Annotated in this window: 18 protein-coding genes and 1 pseudogene; 5 read left to right on the top strand and 14 right to left on the bottom strand. The window is 71.1% G+C overall.

Going from position 1 to position 21,654, the window contains the following annotated elements:
• Window positions 1–52: 52 nt before the first annotated feature.
• Window positions 53–565, bottom strand: coding sequence for a MarR family winged helix-turn-helix transcriptional regulator (locus KUM40_RS17430; protein ID WP_217166904.1), 513 nt, complete (start codon window positions 563–565; stop codon window positions 53–55).
• A gap of 139 nt (window positions 566–704) precedes the next feature.
• Here KUM40_RS17430 and KUM40_RS17425 point away from each other — a divergent pair, with 139 nt between their 5' ends.
• Window positions 705–1,118 carry an organic hydroperoxide resistance protein gene (locus KUM40_RS17425; RefSeq protein ID WP_217166903.1) on the top strand — a complete coding sequence of 138 codons (414 nt, stop codon included), beginning with the start codon at window positions 705–707 and terminating at the stop codon, window positions 1,116–1,118.
• Between the two features lie 24 nt (window positions 1,119–1,142).
• Here the strand turns inward: KUM40_RS17425 and KUM40_RS17420 are convergent, their stop codons facing one another.
• The 10 genes from KUM40_RS17420 to KUM40_RS17375 all read right to left on the bottom strand — a co-directional run bounded on the left by KUM40_RS17420 (window position 1,143) and on the right by KUM40_RS17375 (window position 16,109).
• A complete protein-coding gene (locus tag KUM40_RS17420) occupies window positions 1,143–2,756 on the bottom strand; it encodes a hypothetical protein (RefSeq protein ID WP_217166902.1) in 1,614 nt (537 codons plus the stop codon).
• 103 nt (window positions 2,757–2,859) lie between these two features.
• On the bottom strand, window positions 2,860–4,314 hold the full coding sequence (locus KUM40_RS17415) for a hypothetical protein (protein ID WP_308401174.1): 1,455 nt from the start codon (window positions 4,312–4,314) through the stop codon (window positions 2,860–2,862).
• Window positions 4,311–6,572, bottom strand: a complete 2,262-nt coding sequence (locus KUM40_RS17410) for a bifunctional glycosyltransferase/CDP-glycerol:glycerophosphate glycerophosphotransferase (protein WP_217166901.1) — start codon at window positions 6,570–6,572, stop codon at window positions 4,311–4,313. Before KUM40_RS17410 ends, KUM40_RS17415 begins: the two co-directional genes overlap by 4 nt.
• A gap of 7 nt (window positions 6,573–6,579) precedes the next feature.
• Complete coding sequence (locus KUM40_RS17405; protein WP_217166900.1) at window positions 6,580–8,826, bottom strand: CDP-glycerol glycerophosphotransferase family protein; 2,247 nt, start codon at window positions 8,824–8,826, stop codon at window positions 6,580–6,582.
• 106 nt (window positions 8,827–8,932) lie between these two features.
• Window positions 8,933–11,254, bottom strand: a complete 2,322-nt coding sequence (locus KUM40_RS17400; RefSeq protein ID WP_217166899.1) for a bifunctional glycosyltransferase family 2 protein/CDP-glycerol:glycerophosphate glycerophosphotransferase — start codon at window positions 11,252–11,254, stop codon at window positions 8,933–8,935.
• A gap of 165 nt (window positions 11,255–11,419) precedes the next feature.
• Window positions 11,420–12,343 (bottom strand): carbohydrate ABC transporter permease, encoded by a 924-nt coding sequence (locus KUM40_RS17395; protein ID WP_217166898.1) that lies wholly within the window; start codon window positions 12,341–12,343, stop codon window positions 11,420–11,422.
• Window positions 12,340–13,713 carry a carbohydrate ABC transporter permease gene (locus tag KUM40_RS17390; protein ID WP_217166897.1) on the bottom strand — a complete coding sequence of 458 codons (1,374 nt, stop codon included), beginning with the start codon at window positions 13,711–13,713 and terminating at the stop codon, window positions 12,340–12,342. Before KUM40_RS17390 ends, KUM40_RS17395 begins: the two co-directional genes overlap by 4 nt.
• 4 nt (window positions 13,714–13,717) lie before the next feature.
• On the bottom strand, window positions 13,718–15,127 hold the full coding sequence (locus tag KUM40_RS17385; RefSeq protein WP_217166896.1) for an ABC transporter substrate-binding protein: 1,410 nt from the start codon (window positions 15,125–15,127) through the stop codon (window positions 13,718–13,720).
• 205 nt (window positions 15,128–15,332) lie between these two features.
• On the bottom strand, window positions 15,333–15,554 hold the full coding sequence (locus tag KUM40_RS17380; RefSeq protein ID WP_217166895.1) for a DUF397 domain-containing protein: 222 nt from the start codon (window positions 15,552–15,554) through the stop codon (window positions 15,333–15,335).
• Window positions 15,555–15,686: 132 nt separating this feature from the next.
• A complete protein-coding gene (locus KUM40_RS17375; protein ID WP_217166894.1) occupies window positions 15,687–16,109 on the bottom strand; it encodes an ATP-binding protein in 423 nt (140 codons plus the stop codon).
• Between the two features lie 223 nt (window positions 16,110–16,332).
• Between KUM40_RS17375 and KUM40_RS17370 the strand changes: the two genes are divergently transcribed.
• Together KUM40_RS17370 and KUM40_RS17365 are read left to right on the top strand one after the other, a co-directional pair.
• A complete protein-coding gene (locus KUM40_RS17370; RefSeq protein WP_217166893.1) occupies window positions 16,333–17,184 on the top strand; it encodes a helix-turn-helix transcriptional regulator in 852 nt (283 codons plus the stop codon).
• Between the two features lie 8 nt (window positions 17,185–17,192).
• On the top strand, window positions 17,193–17,414 hold the full coding sequence (locus KUM40_RS17365; RefSeq protein ID WP_217166892.1) for a DUF397 domain-containing protein: 222 nt from the start codon (window positions 17,193–17,195) through the stop codon (window positions 17,412–17,414).
• 363 nt (window positions 17,415–17,777) lie between these two features.
• Here the strand turns inward: KUM40_RS17365 and KUM40_RS17360 are convergent, their stop codons facing one another.
• Window positions 17,778–17,954, bottom strand: a complete 177-nt coding sequence (locus KUM40_RS17360; protein ID WP_254395255.1) for a hypothetical protein — start codon at window positions 17,952–17,954, stop codon at window positions 17,778–17,780.
• A gap of 200 nt (window positions 17,955–18,154) precedes the next feature.
• On the opposite strand from KUM40_RS17360, the gene KUM40_RS17355 reads away from it, so the two are divergent.
• On the top strand, window positions 18,155–19,495 hold the full coding sequence (locus KUM40_RS17355; RefSeq protein ID WP_254395254.1) for a tetratricopeptide repeat protein: 1,341 nt from the start codon (window positions 18,155–18,157) through the stop codon (window positions 19,493–19,495).
• A gap of 246 nt (window positions 19,496–19,741) precedes the next feature.
• Here the strand turns inward: KUM40_RS17355 and KUM40_RS41385 are convergent.
• A pseudogene (locus tag KUM40_RS41385) lies at window positions 19,742–19,884 on the bottom strand (IS3 family transposase); the annotation flags it as partial.
• Between the two features lie 152 nt (window positions 19,885–20,036).
• On the bottom strand, window positions 20,037–20,807 hold the full coding sequence (locus KUM40_RS17350) for a transposase (RefSeq protein ID WP_217166890.1): 771 nt from the start codon (window positions 20,805–20,807) through the stop codon (window positions 20,037–20,039).
• Between the two features lie 136 nt (window positions 20,808–20,943).
• Here KUM40_RS17350 and KUM40_RS17345 point away from each other — a divergent pair, with 136 nt between their 5' ends.
• Complete coding sequence (locus tag KUM40_RS17345) at window positions 20,944–21,306, top strand: hypothetical protein (RefSeq protein WP_217166889.1); 363 nt, start codon at window positions 20,944–20,946, stop codon at window positions 21,304–21,306.
• Window positions 21,307–21,654 lie beyond the last annotated feature (348 nt).

Raw genomic sequence — 21,654 nt, 5'->3', positions numbered from 1 at the left:
GGTCCTCTGTGCCCATGATCCGGCATCCGGTTCCCCGCCGGGTAATCAGCCCTCACGAAGAGGCGGGGGGAGGCTCCTGGCCGTAGGCGTCCAAGGCCGCCGTGAGCCGGTCGAGGCGGGCGCGCAGGTCCTGGATGTCCGCGAGGTCCAGGTCGGTCGCCGCCGCGATCCGGCGCGGTACCTCGACGGCCCGTTCGCGCAGCGCCGTGCCCTCGGCGGTCGGCCGCACCTCCACCGACCGCTCGTCGCGCGCGCTGCGCTCACGCCGGACGAGGCCGGCCGCCTCCAGCCGCTTGAGCAGGGGCGACAGCGTGCCGGAGTCGAGGCGGAGGTGCTCGCCGAGCTTCTTCACGGGCAGCCCGCCGCCGTGCCCGTCGTGCCCGTCGTGCCCGCCGTGCTCCCAGAGCACCAGCATCACCAGGTACTGCGGGTAGGTGAGCCCGAGGTCCTTGAGGACCACGCGGTAGACGCCGCCGAAGGCGCGCGAGGCGGCGTTCAGGGAGAAGCAGATCTGCTGGTCCAGGCGGAGCCAGTCGGTTGCGGTTGCGGGCGCGGGCGCGGTCATGACGCCCAGGATAGCCGACAGCTCTTGACCGTCATTTAATTGTGCGCAACTGAATTGTGTGCTCTACTCGTGGTTGTCAGAAGTTGGAAGTCAGAAGCAAGTCGCCACGACACTTCTCCCCAAGCCAGGGACGGTTCCCATGGACGCGCTCTACACCGCCGCAGCCACCGCCACTCACGGCCGCGACGGCCGCACCGTCACCTCCGACGGCAAGGTCGACCTCGCACTCGGCATCCCCGTCGAGATGGGCGGCAACGGGCAGGGCACCAACCCCGAGCAGTTGTTCGCCGCCGGATACGCCGCCTGTTTCGGCAGCGCCCTCGGGGTCGTCGGCCGGGCGGCGAAGGTCGACGTCAGTGATGCCGCGGTGACCGCCGAGGTGGGCATCGGCAAGCAGGGTGAGGGTTTCGCGCTCGCCGTCACCCTCCGGGTCGAGCTGCCCGAGGGGCTGGACCAGGAGACCGGCCGCAAGCTGGTCGAGCAGGCCCACCAGGTCTGCCCCTACTCCAACGCCACCCGCGGCAACATCCCGGTCGACCTCGTCGTCGAGTAGTCGATCAACCGACTCGGCAGGCGCTCACCCGACCCGCGCCAGCACCTCGCCCGTCCGTTCGCTCCACGCCACCACCACCGCCTCCTCGGGCACCGGCTGCCAGCGCGTCAGCAGCAGCCACCGGACGTGGTAGCGGCGGACGACGGCGGCGCGCTCGGCGCGGGTCGAACCGGGCGCCAGATACGCCTCGACGTCGGCCACCCGCCGCCCGCGCTCCCGCTCGTCCAGCGACGGGTCCGGCCAGGCGGGCGCCGCGAGGTTCGGCCCGTACCCGGCGATGGCGTGCCCGGCGTAGTAGCCGTCGGTGATCACGACCTCGCCGGGGCCGATGTGCCGGGCCGCCCACTCGTACGTCGGCCAGTTCGGCGGCTGCTCGAAGCCGACCGGGTCCAGCGCGCGCGGCACCACCGCCCCCGCGTGGACCGTGAGGAAGCCCAGCAGGGCGCCCGCGGTCGCGGCCCACCCCAGCGTCGCCCGCCACCGCCCCCACGGCCGGGGCGCCGCCAGCTCCACCGCCAGGGCGAACTGCAACGGCACGAGCGTGAGCCCGAGGATCCGGCCGTAGGTGTAGTGGCCGCTGAACCAGCCGTACGCCACCACCGCGCAGTCCAGCGCGAACATCAGCACCAGCGGGTCCCGGGCGGAGCGGCGTCCGCGCGCCCACAGCGCCGGCAGGCCCAGCAGCGCCAGCCAGAACTCCCCGGGCAGGTGCAGATACAGGACCCGGTGCATTCCGTCCACGCTGTCGTCGCCGGCCAGCGCGAACACGTCGAAGTACGGCCAGACCGTCGCCGCAACCAACGCCACGGCGCCGGTCAGCGCCCACCGCCCGACGACCGGCCCACGCCACCCGTCCCGGCGCCCGCGCCACCCGTACCGCCCGCCATGCCCCCCGTGCCGCCACCCGCGCTGCCATCCGGCCACCAGCGCCACCGCGCCCAGCGCCGCCCCCACCGAGGTAATCGGGTGGACCAGCAGGATCAGCCCGTACAGGGCGCCGAGGCCCGCGTATCCGGGCAGGCCGCGCAGTCCGCTCGGCCCCACGTACCGCACCCGGCGGACGTCCCGCGCCCGTGCCCCGGTCAGCGCCCAGGCCCAGAAGGTCAGCCCGATCGCGAACGTCGACGGGTAGCCGAGGTTGCCGGTCATCGACATCAGCCCGAGATAGCCGCTCCACCAGGCCCGCTCGGTGCCCCACAGCAGCGTCATCGCGCCCAGCGCCAGCACCGGCGCCCACGGCCGCGGCCGGGGGGTCAGTACCCGCACGAAGCGGCCCAGGCCGGTCAGCAGCACCAGCAGGTTCAGCGGCCCGGCGAGCCGCACCACCTCCCAGCCGCCCAGTCCCGTCAGCCGGGCGAACACGCCCTGCGCCAGCGCGTACGGCGAGTAGTACGCGCTGCCCGAGCCCGGCAGGTCGGCCATCGGGTGGCGGGGGTGGAGCAGGTCGGCCTTCAGGCGTTCCACGACGGCCGCGTGCTGGCCGGCGTCGCAGCACAGCGGCACCGCGAAGTACGCCAGTGACATCACCAGGAAGAACAGGAAGCCGACGGCCTGGTACGGGGTGGGGCGCCAGACACGGCCGCCGCGCAGCGCCGTCGCGCCGCGCACCGACTGCCGGACGAGGGTGCCGGCGCTCACGAAGCAGGAAGAGGAAGGGGCATTCGGGACATTTGGCGTATGTTCCCGGTGGGGTCGCCCCCGTCAATCGCCCAGCAACCCAAGTCACCCGGGCGGCGGACGGTCAGCCGATCGCGTCAGCCGATCGTCCCGGCCCGGTCGGGCCCGGTCGGGTCGGGTCGGCTGACGCGATCCCACCGCCCCGGTCGGTCTGTCCCTGCACGGGCAGTGGCGCCCAGGCGCCCCGCACCGCGCCCCGCACCACCGGCTCCAGCAGCAGGGGCACCCCGATCACCGGCAGCAGCCACGCCAGCACGATCAGCCGCTCGCCCCAGATGTTGATGTCCGGGTGCCCGGCCTGGGTGAGGATCCCGGTGAACGCCGCCGCGACCAGGAAACCGCCGACCGCGCCCCCGCGCCGCAGCGCGCCCCGCGCCCCGGCGCCCAGCGCCGCCACGAACAGCGGGTGCCACGCCTGCCGGCGCAGCCACTCCACCCAGAAGTTGCCCTGCAACTGCCAGAACTCCGCCCACGGACGTTCCCGGTCGGGCCGGGCGAAGTGGTCGGTGAGCAGGTCCTGGAGGCTGTCCGACGAGGACGGGTAGTGCAGCAGCCGGGCCAGCAACAGGGTGACGGCGACCCCCGCCAGCCCCACCGCCGCGAGCGCGAGCACGCCCCGGGCCGACGACGGCTCGCCCCGTCGGAGTCGGCGTTGGCGTTGGCGTCGGCGTCGCCGCAGGGCGATCAGCGCGCCCGCCGCCGCCAGACACAGACCCAGGAACAGGGCCTGGGAGTGCTTGACCGTGAACAGGGCGAGCAGCGACCCGGCGACCAGGGCGAGCCCGGCCCGCGTGCGTCCGGCCCGCAGGACCAGCGCACAGCCCCACACCGCCGCCAGGGTCAGCGCCATCAGCAGCCCCTCGGTCATCGGGCGCATCGCGGTCGTCCCGCACGGCAGCACGTAGTACAGCGCCTGCCCGGCCAGCGCGAGCGGCACCGGCACCGACAGGGTTCGAAGGATCAGGAAGGCCAGGACCCCGCCCGCGCAGGCGATGACGACGCCCGCCGCCCACAGACCCCAGGTCACGCCGAAGGCCAGGACGAACGGCACCAGGAACGCCGGATAGCCGGGCCGCGCCTCGAAGATCCGCATGAAGCGCTCCGGCATGAACGGCACGGTGTGCCCGCCGGTCTGCCCGACGGTCTGTCCGCCCGTGTGCCCGCCGCTATGCCCACCGGTCTGTCCGTCGGTGTGTCCGGCCGCCAACCGTGGCTCCACCACCGCCCATTCCCGCTCGCGGCACTCGGCCAGCACCTCGTCGGTGGGGTCGGGGCGGTGGAAGTGGACCACGTGCACGCTCTGGTCCCGGCGGGCCCGCTCCGCCCGGCTCGCGCACACGTAGTCGATGGTGGCCGTCGCCGCCCCGCGCTTGCTCTCGCCGGTCAGGCTCAGCGCGTACGACAGGTAGTTCTTGGTGTCGGGGGTGTCCCGGCCGGTGATGTTCGCGAGCTGGAGCGCCGCGAACACGGCGGCCAGGAGCAGCACCCCCAGGACCGGGCCCGGACTGCGGGGTCTCACGAGGAGGGCAGCAGGTCGCGCCCGGACGGGACGGCGCGGGTGCCGGGGATGCCGGAGGGTTCCGGCTCGGGCATCGGCTCGCCCAGCATCAGCGTCCGCACCACCCGCTCGGCGGCCCGGCCGTCCTCGTACTCGCAGTACCGCGCCCGGAACGCCGACCGCAGCCGCGCCGCCTCCTCGTCCCGCCACGTCCCGGACGCGAGCAGCCATGCCAGCTCCCGGTAGGAGCGCGAGACGTGCCCCGGCGCCTCGTCGGTGATGTCGACGTAGGCGCCGCGGCTGGCCGCGTACGGGTTCCAGTCGTCGGCGTGGATCACGATCGGGCGGTCCAGGAGGACGTAGTCGAACATCAGGGCGGAGTAGTCGGTGATCAGCAGGTCGGAGGCGAGCATCAGGTCCTCGACGTGCGGTTCGTCCGTCGCGTCGACCAGGACGCCCCGCCGGTGCAGCTCCGACAGGCCCATGCCGCGGGCCGCGCCGGTGGCGAGGGACGGGTGCAGGCGGACCACCAGGGTGTGGCCGTCGCCGAGGTCGGCGGCGAGCCGCGCCAGGTCGATCCGGTCGACGTGCCCGCCCCGCCGGTACTCGCGACGGGTCGGCGCGTACAGCACGACGGTGTGGCCGTCGGGGACACCGAGCCGCTCACGGACCCGGCGGCCGTCCTCGGGCCCCGCGTTCACCAGGGCGTCGTTGCGCGGGCTGCCGGTGCGCGCGGACGTGAAGTGGCACGGGAACGCCCGCTCCCACACCCGCTCCGCGTACCGGCCCGCGACCAGGCTGTGGTCCCAGCGGTCGGCGCGGCGCAGCATCTGCGGCACGTCAAGGCCGTGCCGGGCGCCGGGCCTGGACAGCAGGTCGACGCCCATGTACTTGAGCGGGGTGCCCTGGTGGGTGTGGATGTGGACGCTGCCGTCCCGCTTGGCCACGGAGCCGGGCCAGTTGACGTTGTTGACGAAGAACGTCGCCCGCTCGGTCACCCGGCGGTAGGCCGCACTGCCCAGGATCACGTGCTCCGTACCCGGCGGCAGCAGGGCGGTGTCCGCCGCGTACTCCTCGTCGCGCACCACCCACACCCCGCGCAGGTGCGGGGCGAGTTCGCGGGCCGCGCGGTGGATCGCGGCGGGGTCGCCCAGCACACCCCGGTGGGAGAACGCCGAGTAGACGGCGAGGTCCGGGTCCGGCGGCCGGCGCGTGTGCACCGCGCTCGCGACCCGGCGCAGCCGTCCGGCGGCCGCCGCGCGGACCGGGCGCGTCCGGCGCTCCAGCTCCAGGGCCGCCCGTCCGGACTGCCGCCGCAGCCGGTAGGTGGCGTACGGCCCCTGCAGTACCCGGAGTTCGGCCGGGACCTCCGCGTCGTCCGGCCGGTAGGCGCGGAACATCTTGGCGGTGCGGTGGAAGAACTCGGCCCGGTCGGACGGCGGCAGCCGGTCCGGCTTGGACAGGATGTCCAGACAGTGCTCGCCCATCTTGGCGTGCAGGAACGGCCGCCAGCGGGCCAGGTCCGGGTGTGCGTCGAGGAAGGCGAAGACCCGCTCGTACTGCGCGTGCACGTCGAAGTGCTTGCGGCTGGTCGTGGACAGGATGTTGCCCTGGCGGCGCTGCCGGTAGTTGAGGCAGACGCGGTCCAGCGCGGCGATCCGCTCCGCGCTGAACATCACCGGGAACGTCCAGGGCGTGTCCTCGTAGTAGCCGGGCGGGAAGGTGAAGCCCTCCCGTTCCACGAAGTCGCGCCGGTAGACCTTGTTCCACACCACCATCAGCAGGTCGAGGATCTCGGGGTGCCCGGCGGCCGTGAAGGTGCCGTCGCCCGCCTCGGCCAGCACCCGGGCCAGTACGTTGCGCCGGGTGCCGCCCCACCAGTAGGTGCGCGCGTAGTCGAAGACCAGCACGTCAGGGCCTTCTGGGCCTTCTGGGCCTTCTGGGTAGCCCGTCTCCGCGAGCCGGTCGGCCATGGCGCGCAGGGCGCCCGGGGTGAGGGTGTCGTCGCTGTCGAGGAAGAGGAGGTAGTCGCCGCTCGCGTGCGGCAGCCCGGCGTTGCGGGCCCGGCCGAGGCCGACGTTCTCCGCCAGGTGCAGCACCCGCACCCGTTCGTCCCGGGCGGCGTACTCGTCGAGTACCGCGCCGGAGCCGTCCGGCGAGCAGTCGTCGACGGCGACGACCTCGATGTCGCTGAAGGACTGGTCCAGGACCGAGTCGAGGCACTCGCGCAGGAATCCCTGCACCTTGAAGCACGGGACGATGACGCTGAAGCGGGGCACGGCGGGGTCAGCTCCTTACGAGGGTGGCGGCGGCGGGGGCCGGGACGCGCTTCGCGAGCGGGATCACGGGGGGCAGCGCCTCGGGAGGTTCGCCGAGCAGCACCCGGCGTACGACGCGCTCGGCGGCCCGGCCGTCGTCGAACTCGCAGAACCGCTCCCGGAAGGCCGCCCGCAGCGCCGCCGACTCCGGGCCCGCGTACGAGCCGTCGCCGAAGACGCGGGCCAGCTCCTCCGGGGTCCGCGCCACCGGTCCCGGCGGCGCCGCCATCAGGTCGAAGTAGACGCCGCGGGTCTCCCGGTAGACGTCCCAGTCGTCGGCGTACACGACGATCGGGCGGTTCAGGTTGGCGTAGTCGAACATGATCGACGAGTAGTCGGTGACCAGCGCGTCCGCCGCCAGGCACACGTCCTCGGAGGAACGGTGCCCGGTCACGTCGATGATCCGGCCGGTGCGTTCCCGCTGCCCGCCCCGGTCGTAGAAGTAGTGGGCGCGCAGCAGCACCACCACGTCCTCGCCGGCCGCCTCGCAGAACGCCTCCAGATCCAAGCCGCCGGTGCCGGAACCGGATGCGGAACCGGATGCGAGACCGGATGCGAAACCGGTCTCGTAGTCCCGGTGCGTGGGCGCGTACAGCACCGCCGTCTTCCCCTCCGGGACGCCCAGTTCGCGCCGGACGCGGGCCACGTCCTCGGCGCTCGCCGTGCAGTACACGTCGTTGCGCGGATAGCCGTACTCCAGGTGCTCGTAGGAGCCCGGGAAGGCGCGCTCCCACATCTGGGTGGAGTGGCGGTTGGCGGACAGGTTGTAGTCCCAGCGGTCCACGCGGCCAAGGAGCTTGGTGAAGCTGCCGGTGGCCGCGGCCACCACCGGATACGTCGACTGGTCCACGCCCATCGTCTTCAGCGGGGTGCCGTGCTGGGTCTGCACGTGCACGCTGCCGGGGCGTTTGACGACGCCCTCGGCGAAGTTGGCGTTGTTGACGAGGTACTTGGCGCGGGCCAGCACCTCCCAGTAGCGCGCGCTGCCGATGACGGCGTGGTCGACGTCCGCCGGGACCGTGTGCGCCTGGTCCGGCTCGACCAGGAACACCGACCGCAGGTGCGGGGCGAGTTCGCGGGCCGCGCGATGGATCGCGGCGGGGTTGCAGGCGTAGCCGCGGCCCCAGTAGGCGCAGTACACGACGAGGTTCGCGTCCAGCGAGCGGCGCAGGTGGCGGCGGTACAGCAGGCGGGTGCGCAGCCCCCGCGGCCACGGCAGGCGTCGCAGTACCCCGGTGGCCGCCCGGTTGGCGGCGCGCAGGGCGCGGAAGCCCGTGTACGAGCCGGCCGCCAGCAGCCGGTGCTGCACGCCGAGCCGCCCGCCGGGCGGCCGGAAACCGGCGGGGCGGTGACGGCGGTAGAGGCGGCTCGCCCGGCGGTAGAAGGCACGGCGCCCCCGGCGGGTAAGGCGCCGGGGGTGGGTGGCCGTCTTCAGGATCGCGGCGAAGAGCTGCTCGAACAGCGGGCCGCGCCGCTCGTCCGGCAGACCCCGCTCGGCGGCGTGCGCGAGGGCCAGTTCGGCCTGGTCGAGCAGTTCCGCGTGGTGCTCGCCTGGCAGGTTCAGCCGGTTGCCCTGGCGGCGCACCAGATGCCGTACGACCACGGAGCGCAGCACCGCCACGCGTTCGGCGCGCGCCGCGACCAGGGCGCCGAAACCGACGTCGGTGAAGTGCCCGCCGGGGAAGTCGAGGCGCCGCTCGGCGAGGAAGGTACGGCGGTACACCGCGCTCCACGCGGGCAGGTGCACGCCGGTCAGGTGCGGGGCGCGGTCGGGGGCGAAGGCGCCGTCCGGGGTCCTCGCCAGCAGCGGGGCGGCCGGATTGGTGACCTCGCCCTCCCACCAGGGCACGCGCTCGTACTCGGAATACAGCACGTCCACCCCGCCGGTCTCCGCCAGCCGCGCGTCCAGGGCCGCCAGCGCGCCGGGGGTGAGGGTGTCGTCGCCGTCGAGGAACAGCAGGTACGCGCCGGTCGCCGCCCGCATCCCGCTGTTGCGCGCTCCGGCAAGACCGGCCGACGGCGGCGCGTGCACGGGCGTCACCCGGGAGTCCCGCTCGGCGCGCTCGACGGCGACGTCGGCGGCGGCGGAGTCCGGGGCGTCGCAGACCGGGATCAGCTCGAAGTCGCCGAAGGACTGGGCGAGGACCGAGTCCAGTGCCTGGGAGAGCCGCCCCGCGACCCCATGGGACGGGACGATGATGCTGAAGCGGGGCATACTGCTCTTTCTCTCGTGAACTGCGTCCTGTTTACCCTGTTTGCCCTGATTGGCATGTTGTGGGGCATGCTGCCAGGCATGCGAACTCCCGGTGGACAAACGGCGGTCAGAGGCTGTCGGTGACGGTGCGGGGCCCCGCGGGTTGCGGCACCGTCGCCAGCGGCGCGCGGACCAGGGACGCGGCGGCCGAGGGTGCGGGACGGCGCGCGGCGAGCGGAACGACCGGCGGATGGTCCCTCTCACCCAGGACGACCCGGCGTACGACGCGGTCGGCGGCGCGGCCGTCGTCGTACGGGCAGAACCGCTCGCGGAAGGCGGCCCGCAGCCGCGCCGAGCGGGCGCCGTGCCAGTCGCCGCCGGCGAAGACCCCGATCAGCTCGTCCTCGTCCCGCGCGATCGCGCCCGGCGGGAACGAGCCCAGGTCGAAGTAGGTGCCGCGGGCCGCCCCGTACGCCTCCGGCTCGTCGGCGTGGATCACGATCGGGCGGTCCAGGCCCGCGTAGTCGAACATCAGTGCCGAGTAGTCGGTGACAAGGGCGTCCGAGGCCAGGCAGAGCGACTCCACGTGCGGGTGGTCGCTCACATCGAGGACCCGGCCCCCGGACGCGGCGAGCGGGCCGCCGTGGCGGGGGTGGGCGCGGGCCAGCACCATGAAGCGCGGGCCGAGCCGGCGCACGACGCGCTCCAGGTCCAGGGCGGTGCGCTGGGTGCGCCGGTAGTCGCGGTGGGTGGGCGCGTACAGGATCGCGACGGTGCCCTCGGGGATGCCGAGGGTCTCCCGCAGCCGGGCCACGTCCGACGCCGTCGCCCGCTGGAGCACGTCGGTGCGCGGCTGGCCGTACTCCAGGGTGGTGTAGCCGCCGGGGTGGACGCGTTCCCAGGTCAGGGTGGAGTGGAGGTTGGCGGAGACCACGTAGTCCCAGGAGTCGACGTCGCGCAGCAGCCGGGCGAAGTCGGTGCCGCGCGCGGCGGCCGGGCGCTCCTGGAGGTCCAGGCCCATGTGCTTGAGGGGCGTCCCGTTCTGCGTCTGGACCAGGATCTGGCCCCGGCGCCTGACCAGGCCCGCGTCGAAGGCCGAGTCGCGCACCAGGTAGCGGGAGCGGGCCAGGGCCGTCCAGTGGGCGGCCGTGCCGGGGGCCAGGCGGCGCGTGCCGGGCGGGACGGTGTGGTGGTGCGCGGGGTCGGCGGCCCACGCCGTGCGCACGTGCGGCGCGAGACGGCGGAACGCCTCCTCCAGCGCGCCCGGGTCGCGGCCGTACCCCCGGCCCCCGTCGACGGCGAAGACGGCGCGGTCGGCGCGCAGGGGGAGGCAGCGCTGGACGCGGTAGTGCAGGCGGAGGGTGCCGGTCCGGGCGGCGTTGAGGAGCGCCGCGGTGCCCTTCGCCGTACGGCGGCGCAGGGCCGACGCGAGGCGCAGGGCGGCGTAGGTGCGGCGCAGGCCGAGGCGGAGCAGGGCGTGGCGCAGCCGGACGGGCAGCGGGGCCGGGGCGCCGGGGACCCGGTAGCGGCGGCAGTGGACGCGGGCCCGGCGCAGGAACTCGGCGCGCAGGGAACGCGGGAGGCGGTCGGGGCGGGTGTAGACCGTCGTCAGGTGGTCGGCCATGCGGCGGTACAGAACGGGGCGCCAGCGGGACAGCTCCGGGGACAGCTCCGGGGGCGTCCCCGGGCGTGACTCCGGGTGCGTCTCGATGCCCGTCTCCATGCGTGCCTCCAGGAACGCGAAGACGCGGTCGTACTGGTCGAAGACGTCCAGGTGCCGCTCGCTCGGCGTGCCCAGGATGCTGCCCCGCCGGCGCTGCCGGTAGTGGACGCAGACCCGGTCCAGGGTGGCGACGGACCCCGCCGTCATCAGGACCGGGTACGTCCACGGGGTGTCCTCGTAGTAACCCGGCGGGAAGGCGAAGCCCTCGCGCTCGGCGAACTCCCGCCGTACCGCCTTGTTCCAGGCCACCATGAGCAGGTTCAGCAGCCCCGGCCGGTCGGTGAGCCGGAACGGCGCCGGGCCCTGTTCGGTGAGGTGCGCGGCGGCCTGGTTGCGGACCGTCTCGCCGGTCCAGTAGGTGCGCGCGTAGTCGTAGACCAGGACGTCGGGCTCCCCGGTCTCCTTGATCCGGTCGGCGACGGCCCCGAGCGCGCCCGGGGTGAGGGTGTCGTCGCCGTCGAGGAAGACCAGGTAGTCACCGCTCGCCCGTTCCAGGCCGGCGTTGCGGGCCGGGCCGAGGCCCTGGTTGTCCGGCAGGTGCACGGCGCGTACGCGCGGGTCGCGGGCCGCGAACTCGTCGGCGATCGCCCCGCACGCGTCCGGCGAGCAGTCGTCGACCACGATCACCTCGAGGTCCGGGTACGACTGGGACAGCACCGACTCCAGGCACGCGTGCAGATACGCCTGAACCTGGTACGCGGGAACGATGACACTGAACCTGGGCACGGGGACATCCATGGGTCGGCGGGGTCGGTGCGGGCGTTCGGCCCGGGAACGGCCAATGGAGTGACTTGGTTACGGTCCCTGCGGCATTCGGGGGACGTCGTGCCCATACGGATGAGGGGGCGGACCGGTGACCGGCCCGCCCCCTCACGGGTGTTGGAGCGACGGCTACTTGACGGCGCCCGCCATCACGCCGGAGACGAACTGCCGCTGGAACGCGAAGAACACGGCCAGCGGGATCACCATGGAGATGAACGCTCCCGGTGCCAGGACGTCGATGTTGTTGCCGAACTGCCGTACCTGGGTCTGCAGGGCGACCGTGATCGGCTGGCTCCCGGAGTCCGAGAAGATCAGCGCGACCAGCATGTCGTTCCACACCCACAGGAACTGGAAGATGCCGAGGCTGGCGATCGCGGGCCCGCCGAGCGGCATCACGACCCGCAGGAACAGCCGCAGTTCACCCGCGCCGTCCAGCCGGGCGGCCTCCAGCAGCTCGCGCGGGATCTCCGCGAAGAAGTTCCGCAGCAGGAACACCGCGAAGGGCAGGCCGAAGCCGACGTGGAAGAGGATCACGCCGACGACGGAGCCGAACAGACCGATCTTGCCGAAGAGTTCGGCGATCGGGATCAGGGCGACCTGCACGGGGACGACGAGCAGCCCGACCACGGCCAGGAACCACCAGTCGCGGCCCGGGAAGTCCATCCACGCGAAGGCGTACCCGGCGAGGGACCCGATGACCACGACCAGAACGGTCGCCGGGACCGTGATCATCACGGTGTTGAGCAGGGAGGAGGTGATGTCGCCGTTCTTCAGCAACTCCTCGTAGCTCTGGAAGGTGAGCTGGGACGGCTTGGTGAAGACCTCCCACCAGCCGTTCGCCGCCATGTCCTCGGGCGTGCGCAGCGAGGACAGCAGCAGCCCGATCGTCGGGACCAGCCAGAACAGGCCCACCACGATCAGGAACACCCGGACGAGACCGCCGCTGAGACCTTCGGTGATCCGCGACCCCAGCGACTGCTTCGCCTTGACGACCGTCTTGGGCGGCGGTGATGGCACCACCGGTTCGGTGAGGGAACCCGCCTGCGCGGTCATCGCCGCACCTCCCGCCGCAGTCGCCGTACGTTGAACCACATCACCGGGATGACCAGGAGCAGCAGGAACACCGCGATGGCGCTGGCGACGCCCGGCTGGTCGGAGGCGAAGCCCTTGCGGTACAGCTCCAGGGCGAGCACGTTCGCGTCGTCCTGGGAGGAGCCGGGGGCGATGATGAAGACCAGGTCGAAGACCTTCAGCACGTTGATCATCAGGGTGACGACCACGACCGCGAGGACCGGTGCGAGGAGCGGCACCGTGACCCGTCTGAAGACCTGCCACTCGTTGGCGCCGTCGACCCGGGCGGCCTCGAGCAGCTCCCTGGGCATCCCGGCCAGCCCCGCCGCGATCAGCACCATGGCGAAGCCCGCCCACATCCATACGTACGACCCGATGATCGCCGGGGTGACGAGGGAGGGGCCGAGCCAGTTCAGGCCGTTGTACGGCTCCTTGAAGTTGTCGGCGGGCAGTCTGAGCAGCGCCCCGTCGGCCGCGGCGGGCAGCGTGAAGGTGCCGTCCGCGGCCGCCGTGGTCGACGCGACGACCTCGCCGTCCTTGACGGCCTCGATCTTCATCCCGGCGTAGCCCAGCTCGGCCGCGTCGACGCCGCCCAGCTTCCCGACGCCCTTGCCGCGGGTGAAGTCCTGCCAGGTGGTACCGGTGACCTTCCCGTCCTCGGGCTCGGCGACTACGGCCTTCTGCGCGCCGTCCGGCATCACGTCGGGGGCGACGCCGACGAGGGGCAGGACGACCGGCGTGCCGAGGCCGACCGGCTGCTTGGTGACGAACGCGCCCCCGCCGGCCGGCTCCAGCGGCGACTGGCGGCCCGGGTGCGCCTTCGGGAACGCGGACGACTCGGCGAACGTGTCGTGCACCCCGACCCACACCGCGTTGGCGACGCCCTTGTCCGGGTCCTGGTCGTACACGAGGCGGAAGATGATGCCGGCCGCCAGCATCGAGATCGCCATCGGCATGAAGACGACCAGCTTGAACGCGGTGCCCCAGCGGATGCGTTCGGTCAGTACCGCGAAGATCAGGCCGAGCGCGGTGGCGACCGTCGGCGCGAACACCACCCAGATGATGTTGTTCTTCAGGGCGGTGCGGATGCCGTCGTCGGTGAACAGCGCTTCGTAGTTGTCGAATCCGGCGAAGGAGTCGCCGGACTGGTCGTAGAAGCTGCGGATCAGCGAGTACCCGATCGGGTAGACCACGAGCGCGCCGAGCAGCACCAGAGCGGGCAGCAGGAACAGAACCGCCACGGACTTACGGGTGCCGGTCACGCTCTTGGGCGACTTGCGTGACTTGCGTGACTTGGGGGCGGCAGGGCCCGACGAGGTGGACGAGTCCCCTGCCGCCGTGGCCGACGTCATCGCGTCAGCCTCCGTAGGCGGCAGCCGCGTCCGCCTCCAGCTTCTTCTGGGCGCCGGCGACGTCCTTCGGGTTCTTGAGGAAGTCCTGCAGCACCTTCCACTCGCCCTTGCCGGGGGTGCCGCCGAAGGCCTGCGGGGCCTGGTCCGACATGTCGAAGCGGAAGTCGTCGCCGGCCGAGACCAGCGCCTCGGCGATCTTCTTCTGCACTTCGTTCGGATACACCGAGGAGTCGATGTTCTTGTTGGGCGAGAGGAAGCCGCCGAGCTTCGCCTGGATCGCCGCCGCGTCCGGCGAGGCCAGCCAGGTGGCCAGCGCCTGCGCCGCCTTGGAGTCGTCCAGGATCACGGCCGCGTCGCCGCCGGACACCACCGGCGCGGTGTCGCCGACGGCCGGGAACGGGAACACCTTCGCGTCCGTGCCGACCTTCGCCTTCGTCTCACCGATGTTGACCTGGACGAAGTCGCCCTCGTAGACCATGCCCGCCTTGGGCTGGTCGCCGCCGGTGAAGGTCTGCGTCACCGAGGCCGGGAACTCCGTCTGGAGCGCGCCGGACGCGCCGCCCGCGACGTAGTCGTCCTTGCCCCAGATCTCCGCGAGGGTGGTCAGGGCCTCCTTCACGGAAGGGTCCGTCCACTTGATCTCGTGCTTGGCGAGCTGGTCGTACTTCTCCGGGCCCGCCTGCGAGAGGTAGACGTTCTCGAACCAGTCGGTGAGCGTCCAGCCGTCCGCGCCGCCGACCGAGAACGGGGTGACCCCCGAGTCGTAGATCATCTGGGCGGTGTCGAGCAGCTCGTCCCAGGTCTTGGGCTCGGCGGCGCCCGCGTTCTCGAAGACCTGAGCGTTGTACCAGATCAGGGACTTGTTGGCGGCCTTGTAGTACACGCCGTACTGCTTGCCGTCGACCTTGCCGATGTCCTGCCAGCCCTGCGAGTAGTTCTCGCCGAGCTCCTTGGTCGCCTCGGCGCCCAGCGGCTTGGCCCAGCCCTTGTCTACGGCCTGCTTGATGGCGCCGGGCTGCGGGAGCAGCGCTACGTCCGGCGGGGCGCCGCCCGCGATCTTCGAGCCGAGGAAGTTGACGATGGGGTCCTGCGCGGGCACGAAGGTCACCTTGGCGCCGGTGCGCTTCTCGAACTCGGCGAGGACCTTCTTGAAGTTCTCCTGCTCCGTACCGGTCCAGACGGCGGCGACCTCCAGGCTCTCGCCGTCCAGCTTCGGAAGGGTGACGGAGGACGCCGGCTCCTGGCTGCCGCCCCCCTTGTCGCCGCTGTCGCCACCGCCGTTGCCGTCATCGCCGCCGCACGCGGTGAGCGAGAGCGCGAGCGCTCCCACGGCGAGGGTGGCGGCGGCCCGGGTGGTCCTGCTGAAGGTTCTACCGTGGGTCTTGCGAGTCCGCATGGTGCTGCTCGTGCGCATCACTGCCCCGTTCTTCGTTCCTCGTCGAACGTCCGGCGCTGTCCCGTGCGCTCTGGTGTACGCCAGGGGGGTGAGGGCGGCAAGAGCGCGTCCGCGGTCGGGACGGAGATCGTGACCGCGTCGTGACTCGAAGTGGCGGGGCCACGAGGAAAGCGGCACGCTCCGAACTCGTCGGAGCGAGCCGTCGTTTGAGCGGGTCGCCCTCCTACGCGTCGGAGCGGAGCCCGCCACGGGCCACAGCGGCGGTGAACGCGGACATCACGGCACTGTCGAAGACCAGCGCCGGGCCGGTCGGATTCTTGCTGTCCCGGACGGCCATCCACTGACGGTCGACGAGCCCGCACTCGACACACTGTGCTCCGCTGTCGCTGTATGTGGACTTCCGCCACGAAACGCTCAAGGTAGAGGCGTCATCAACAGGATTCATGCGTTCTTCCTTGCCTTGGTGACCAGTTCGTCTCGTGGGTGGATGTGACCATGCGCGCAATCTATTTCTGGAGTAGGACCGGATTGTCGGGTGATCGCGGCACGTTCACCCTTTCGAGCGGCGACGAAACGTTCACGCCGCCGACCCCGAAGAGCCGAGTTCGCACCAGATGTATTTGCCTCGGTTGCCCTCCCGGGCCAGCGGCTGCCAGCCCCATACGTCGGCGCAGGCGCGCACCAGGGCCAGCCCCCGTCCCTCCTCGGCGTCCAGCCCCCGGTCGAACGGGAGCGGCGGCTCGGGCGGGGACGGGTCCGCGTCCCACGCGCCGATGCGCAGTACGCCGTTTCCCGGCCAGCGCACGCGCAGTGCGGCCGGGCCCTTGGTGTGCCGTACGGCGTTCGAGACCAGCTCCGTCGCGAGGAGTTCCGCCACGTCGACCATGCCGATCAGGCCGTGCATCGTGAGGATGAGGCGGAGGGTGCGGCGGCTGACGGTGACGGCTCGGACGTCGTTCGGGATGTAGAGGGAGTACTCCCACGGGTCGGTTTCGGGCATGCGGCAGCTCCTGCTCGGTGGTGAGTGGTTGAGTGCGGGGTCGGTGGCAATGCCGCGCGCGTCCTGGCAGGACGGAGTGGTGCGCTTCCGGTGCCCCGGGATTCCGCAGAGTGTGCGGCGCGTCACTGAAGGTAGACCTAAGATGTGATGCGAAACAAGCGGGTCGCGCAATTCGCCCCCGAACGAGTCGCGTCAACAGGCGCATTGATCCAAGGAGTCACTGATGCCCCTGCGGCGGGAACCCACGGCACGCCAGATGCGCCTGGCGGTCGAACTTCGCAGACTCCGCGAAGCCGCGGGCCTCGCCTCTCGCGAAGCCGCAGCCCTGCTCGGAGTGGGGCACACACAGATCAGCCACATCGAATCCGGGCTCACCGGTGTGAGCGAGGCACGCCTGCGCCGCCTCGCGGCCGATTACGCGTGCCGTGACGAGCGGTTGATCGACGCGCTGGTCGCCATGGCGACAGACCGAACCCGAGGCTGGTGGGAGGAGTACCGAGGACTACTGCCTACGCCCTTCATGGACATCGCCGAACTGGAACACCATGCCGCCTTCCGCCGCGACGTGGAGTTCATGTTCATTCCCGGGCTGCTCCAGACCGAGGACTACGCCCGCGCTGCCTTCTCCTCCAGGGTCCCCGCACTCCCCCATGACGACCTCGAGTCACGTGTCGAGCACCGCATGCGGCGCAAGGTGATCCTCGAAGGGGACAGGGACGCCCCGTACGAGGCACTCATTCACGAGGCGGCGCTGCGCATCAGAGTCGGCGACGGCGCCGTCGCACGAACTCAGCTTGCCCGGGTCCTGGAATTCTCGGAAGCATCCAACATCACCGTGCGGGTCATCCCCTTCGACCTGGACAACTTCGGTGCGACCTGGACCACCATGATGCTGGCCGACGGCGCCGTACCAAGGCTGGACACCGCCGTGCGCGACGCCCCGCACGGAGCCGCGTTCGTCGATTCAGAGGCTCAACTCGACGTCTATCGAACGCTCTTCCGTAGAGTGGAGGCCGCGTCACTCGATCCCGAGCGTTCGCGTGACTTCATCCACAGGCTGACGAAGAAACGGTGAGGCGCCCCGTGACCACCCCCGGCAACTGGCGGAAGTCGTCCCACTCCGGCGGCGGCGACGGCAACAACTGCGTCGAGATAGCGCCCTGTCCCGACCACGTCTTCATACGTGACTCAAAGGTCGCGGCGGGAGCAGTCCTCACCCTCCCGCCCACCACATTCGCCACCTTCGTCGACGCCCTGAAGCCCGCTCACTCCACCGTCACCGACTTCGCCAGGTTGCGCGGCTGATCCACCTCGTTGCCCCGGGCCGTCGCCAGTTCACAGGCGAAGCCCGGGGCTGGAGCAGGAACAGGGTGGCCGGGATACGGACAGGGAGTTGGCCTGGCCACCACGCGCCCCCTGCCTCCTCGAGAAGGCCCGCGGAGACGCCGATCGGCAACTCGGCGGTGCGAAGAAGGCAGCCGGACGGGGTGCCCACCGCTTCCGACGGCGGGCGCTCCCTCATCACAGGTGGAGAGCCTGGATGCGTGACGGGGAGGAGTCAGGTGGGGGTGGACGCGGCGGCGACGCCCAGGACGAAACTGACCGATCCCGAGATGGTGGTGATCAGGAGTGGTCCGACGTAGCGGCTGACGGCTGCGGCTAACCGGTTCACAGCCGCTCTCCGCGGCTGCGCTGGTTGGCCTCGCGCACTGCGGCGCTCAGCATCTCCGCGCCGTACTCGGGCGTGGCACCGCCGTGCTGCGGGCAGAGACACGGCGAGAACCGGTTCGAACCCGGCGGCAGGTCCGCGCCCTGGTAGGTGTCGATCCTCAACACCCCGTCCATGCCATGCTCCTCGGTCATCCGAGCCAGACGGGCCCGTGCTTCGCTTCTCATCCCTCAGCCCTTCAGACGACTGCTGCGGCGAGGACTCGCCGTTGCCTGCTGTCTCTACGCAACCGCACGGCCACGCTCAGCGGTACCGTTGCCGCAGCGTCAGGACTTGAAAGCCTTGAAAGTTCGCAAGGTCAAGGGGAGTTGAGAGCATGGCCGAGCGTGAATCGAACGTGGCGCTCGGGCGCCTGCTCGCCGAGAGCCGCTGGACTCACCGCCAGTTCGCACGGGCGGTGAACCGCGTCGGTACAGAGACCGGGATCCCTCTTCGTTACGACGAGTCGGCGGTGAGCCACTGGCTGGGCGGCACCGTCCCTCGGGGTGCGGTGCGCGGATGCATCCTCGAAGCTCTCTCCCGCCGCCTCGGCCGCCCCGTCACCCATGCCGAGGCCGGACTGCCCGTTCCACGCGATCGCTCCTCCACGGCTGCGGATACCGTGGAAGGGGTGATCGACCTGGGGAGGCTGGATATGGACCCGTCCCGCCGCAGCGTCCTGGGTGCCGGCCTGTTCTCCGTCGCCGTCACCATTCCCGGCTGGCCGGATGTGGTCGGGCGGGCCGATGCCATTCAGTCCGGCCGCACAAGTCGCATCGGTATGAACGAAGTGGACATGGTCATCGCCATGACCGAGCGGGTTTCGGAACTGGACGACGAGTTCGGCGGTCGTCACGCACGCCCCATGGCAGCCTCGTTCATGGTCAACACCGTGGCCTCCTACCTGCGCGCCGACGCACCCGAGAACGTACGCAAGGCGATGCTGTCCGCCGCCTCGGACCTGCTCTACCTGACCGGCTACATGGCCGTGGACGAAGGTCTGCACGGTCTCGCGCAGCGCTACTACGTCAAGGCCCTGGAGCTGGCGGGCGCGGCCGAGGACCACCTGACGTACTGCACCACCTTGCGGGGCATGAGCGTCCAGGCGGTCGACCTCCGCCACGGGGCGAAGGCCATGGAACTGGCCGACGCCGCTGCCGCCGCCTCCCCGAAGGCCGGCCCCCGGATGCTGGCCTTCCTCGTCGGCCAGCAGGCACACGCCGCCGCGCAGACCGGCGACCGTACGGGTGCGCTGCGCTGCATCCGGGAGGCCGAGGCGGCCATGGACCGTGCCGAGTCACGCGGGAAGGCGTTCGGCTCGTACGACCCCTCTTCGCTCAACTACCACGTCAGCCAGGTACGTTACGAACTCGGTGACAAGTCCGGAGCCGTCGACGCCATGCAGCAGGCGGACCGGCTCCGGCCGAGCGTGTACCAGCGCACACGCGTACACCGTCGTGGCCTGTTGGCAGAGCGGCAGTTGGAACTCGGCCACCTGGAAGCGGCCTGCGTCACCTGGCACCAGACCCTCGACGACTACCCCAAGGTGCAGTCCGGCCGCGCCGACGACCGCGTGCAGGCGATGTTCGGTCTCCTGCGCCCTCATCTGAAGAACGCGACGGCGCTCGACCTGTACGACCGAGCACGGACGATCGCACCACCGTCGCGGGTCGCCTGATCCCCGTCGCACCTTCAACCTCAGCCACAGAAAGTCAGCCACGACAGTGGGCGCCCCGAGAGATCACCCGCCACGTGTGTCTATCGACATCGACCCCAGACTGGTCGAAACCGCCGTCCGACACCTCGAGTCGGTGGGTATCCGGCCGACCGCAGCCGTCGGCGACGGCGCACAGGGCTACTGGACCCTCCCACCGTTACGACCGCATCATCTCCACGGCGGACCTCCACATCCTGGAGCCCAGCCGGGTCGAGCTCGGCCGCGAAGAAACTCGCCGCCGCCTTCAGGGTCTCGTTCGCCCGCTTCAGCTCGGCGATCTCCTTTTTCATTGCCTTGAGCTGGGCCGATTCGTCCGTCGTCGTCCCCGGCCGCGTGCCCGCGTCGATCTCGTGCTGCGGGCCAGATCACCCGCGCCGGGAAGCGTAAGCTCAAGATGCTGCAGTACCGACCGGAAGTCATCGACGGCTGCCTCGCCAGCACCAACCTAAGGGCTGTCCCGTAAATGATCTACGACGGGCTGGATGAGCTGCTGGGCTCCTGCTCACCCGGCGAGGGTGAGATTGTGCAGCCGGGCGATGCCAAGCATGGCCTGGTGGACGCCGTCGCCTTTGAGGCGGCAGTCGCGGAGGATCTTGTAGGTCTTCATTCGGGCGAAGGCGTGCTCGACGCGGGCGCGGACTATGCGGTGGGAGGTGTTGTGTTCCTCTTTCCAGCCCGGGAGTGCGACCTGGCCGGGTTCGCGGCGGTGCGGGATGACCAGGCCGGTGCCCCGGTAGCCGCCGTCCGCGATCACGGTGGTCCTGCCGACGGCCGCCTTCGCTCCGGACAGCTCCCACGCCTTGCAGTCGTTGCGGTTGCCGGGCAGTGGCCGGCCGACGGCGACGACGAGCCGGGTGTCGGCGTCGATGACGACCTGGTGGTTGGTGGAGTACCGGTAGTTCTTCGACTGCTCGGCGACGGTGTGGTCGCGGGTGGGGACCAGGGTGCCGTCGACGATCAGCACGGTGTCCTTTCCGAAGCGCTTGCGCTGCTGGAGGGCGAGCGACGGCCCGAGGTGGTCGATGATGCGGTCGGCCGCGGACTTGGAGACTCCGAAAAGCGGGGCGAGCTGCCGCATGGTCAGGTTGGTCCGCCAGTACGCGGCGACCAGCAGGACCCGATCCTCAAGAGGCAGGCTCCACGGCCGGCCCTTGCGGACCGGGTCGGCGCCTTCCCGGCGCAGTGCCGTGATCAGCTTGCTGAACTGACGCGGGCTCAACCCGGAGAAGGGGGCTATCCATGACGGCTCCGACGCCGTGATCACAGCAGACACACCAAGATCATGTCACCCGTGGCCAGCAGTTACGGGACAGCCCTTAGACCTGAACGCGTGAACACACCGGCCGGCCGAACGGCAATGGGTCAGGCACGGTCGGAGCCAAAAGCCCCTGCTCAGATACGGTGACGGGATGACCGGGAGCCTGCCTGCCGACGTAGCCGACGTGTTTGCGGCAGTCCTGAACACGGACAGTCCGGTTTATGCCGCGCTCCGACGGCAGGTTCCGCACCTCAGCGTGCGAGCTCGCTGCACATGCGGGTGCGGTACCGCCTACTTCGAACTCGACACCAGCAAGGTCGAGCCCGCGCCCACCGGCCCCGGCACTGTCGTGGCGGCCGAAGCGCAGCTCGTCACCGAGGCCGGTGAGTGCCCCGGCGAGGTCCTGGCCTTCACGCAGGGCGGCTACTTGGCGTGGCTAGAAGTCTGTTCATGGAGCGACGACATCGAGGTGACACTGGCCGCCGCGCGTCACTGGCTGCAGCCACGCTCTTGATCCCGGATGGCCAGCGCCCAGCGGTTTCCAATCTGCACGACACCACGATCCGACCGACATCACGAATTGAATTTCAGTAGCGGGAGGCGCCACCCCGGACATCGCCAACAAGCAGCAGACTAGCGAGGTTCACCTGTTCCTCAACATCAGAATTCCAGTCCGCCCTGAGTGACTCACCGCCGCCGTAGCCAGCTTTCCGTGGAACTCGCGAGAACGTGCAGCAACCTACTCCCACCCTCGCCTCAAGAAGCAATGCCACTTAGCTTAAGTTGATCATGGTGGTGTTGTTGTCCTCTGCTGTCGGGAAGGTCGACGGTGGTCGTGGCTGCGCGGGGCGCTAGCCTCGAT

It is taken from the genome of Streptomyces sp. AC512_CC834 (assembly GCF_019049325.1).
Lineage (GTDB): Bacteria > Actinomycetota > Actinomycetes > Streptomycetales > Streptomycetaceae > Streptomyces.
The sequence above is the reverse complement of the archived record's forward strand: the minus strand, read 5'-3'. Positions and strand labels throughout refer to the sequence as shown.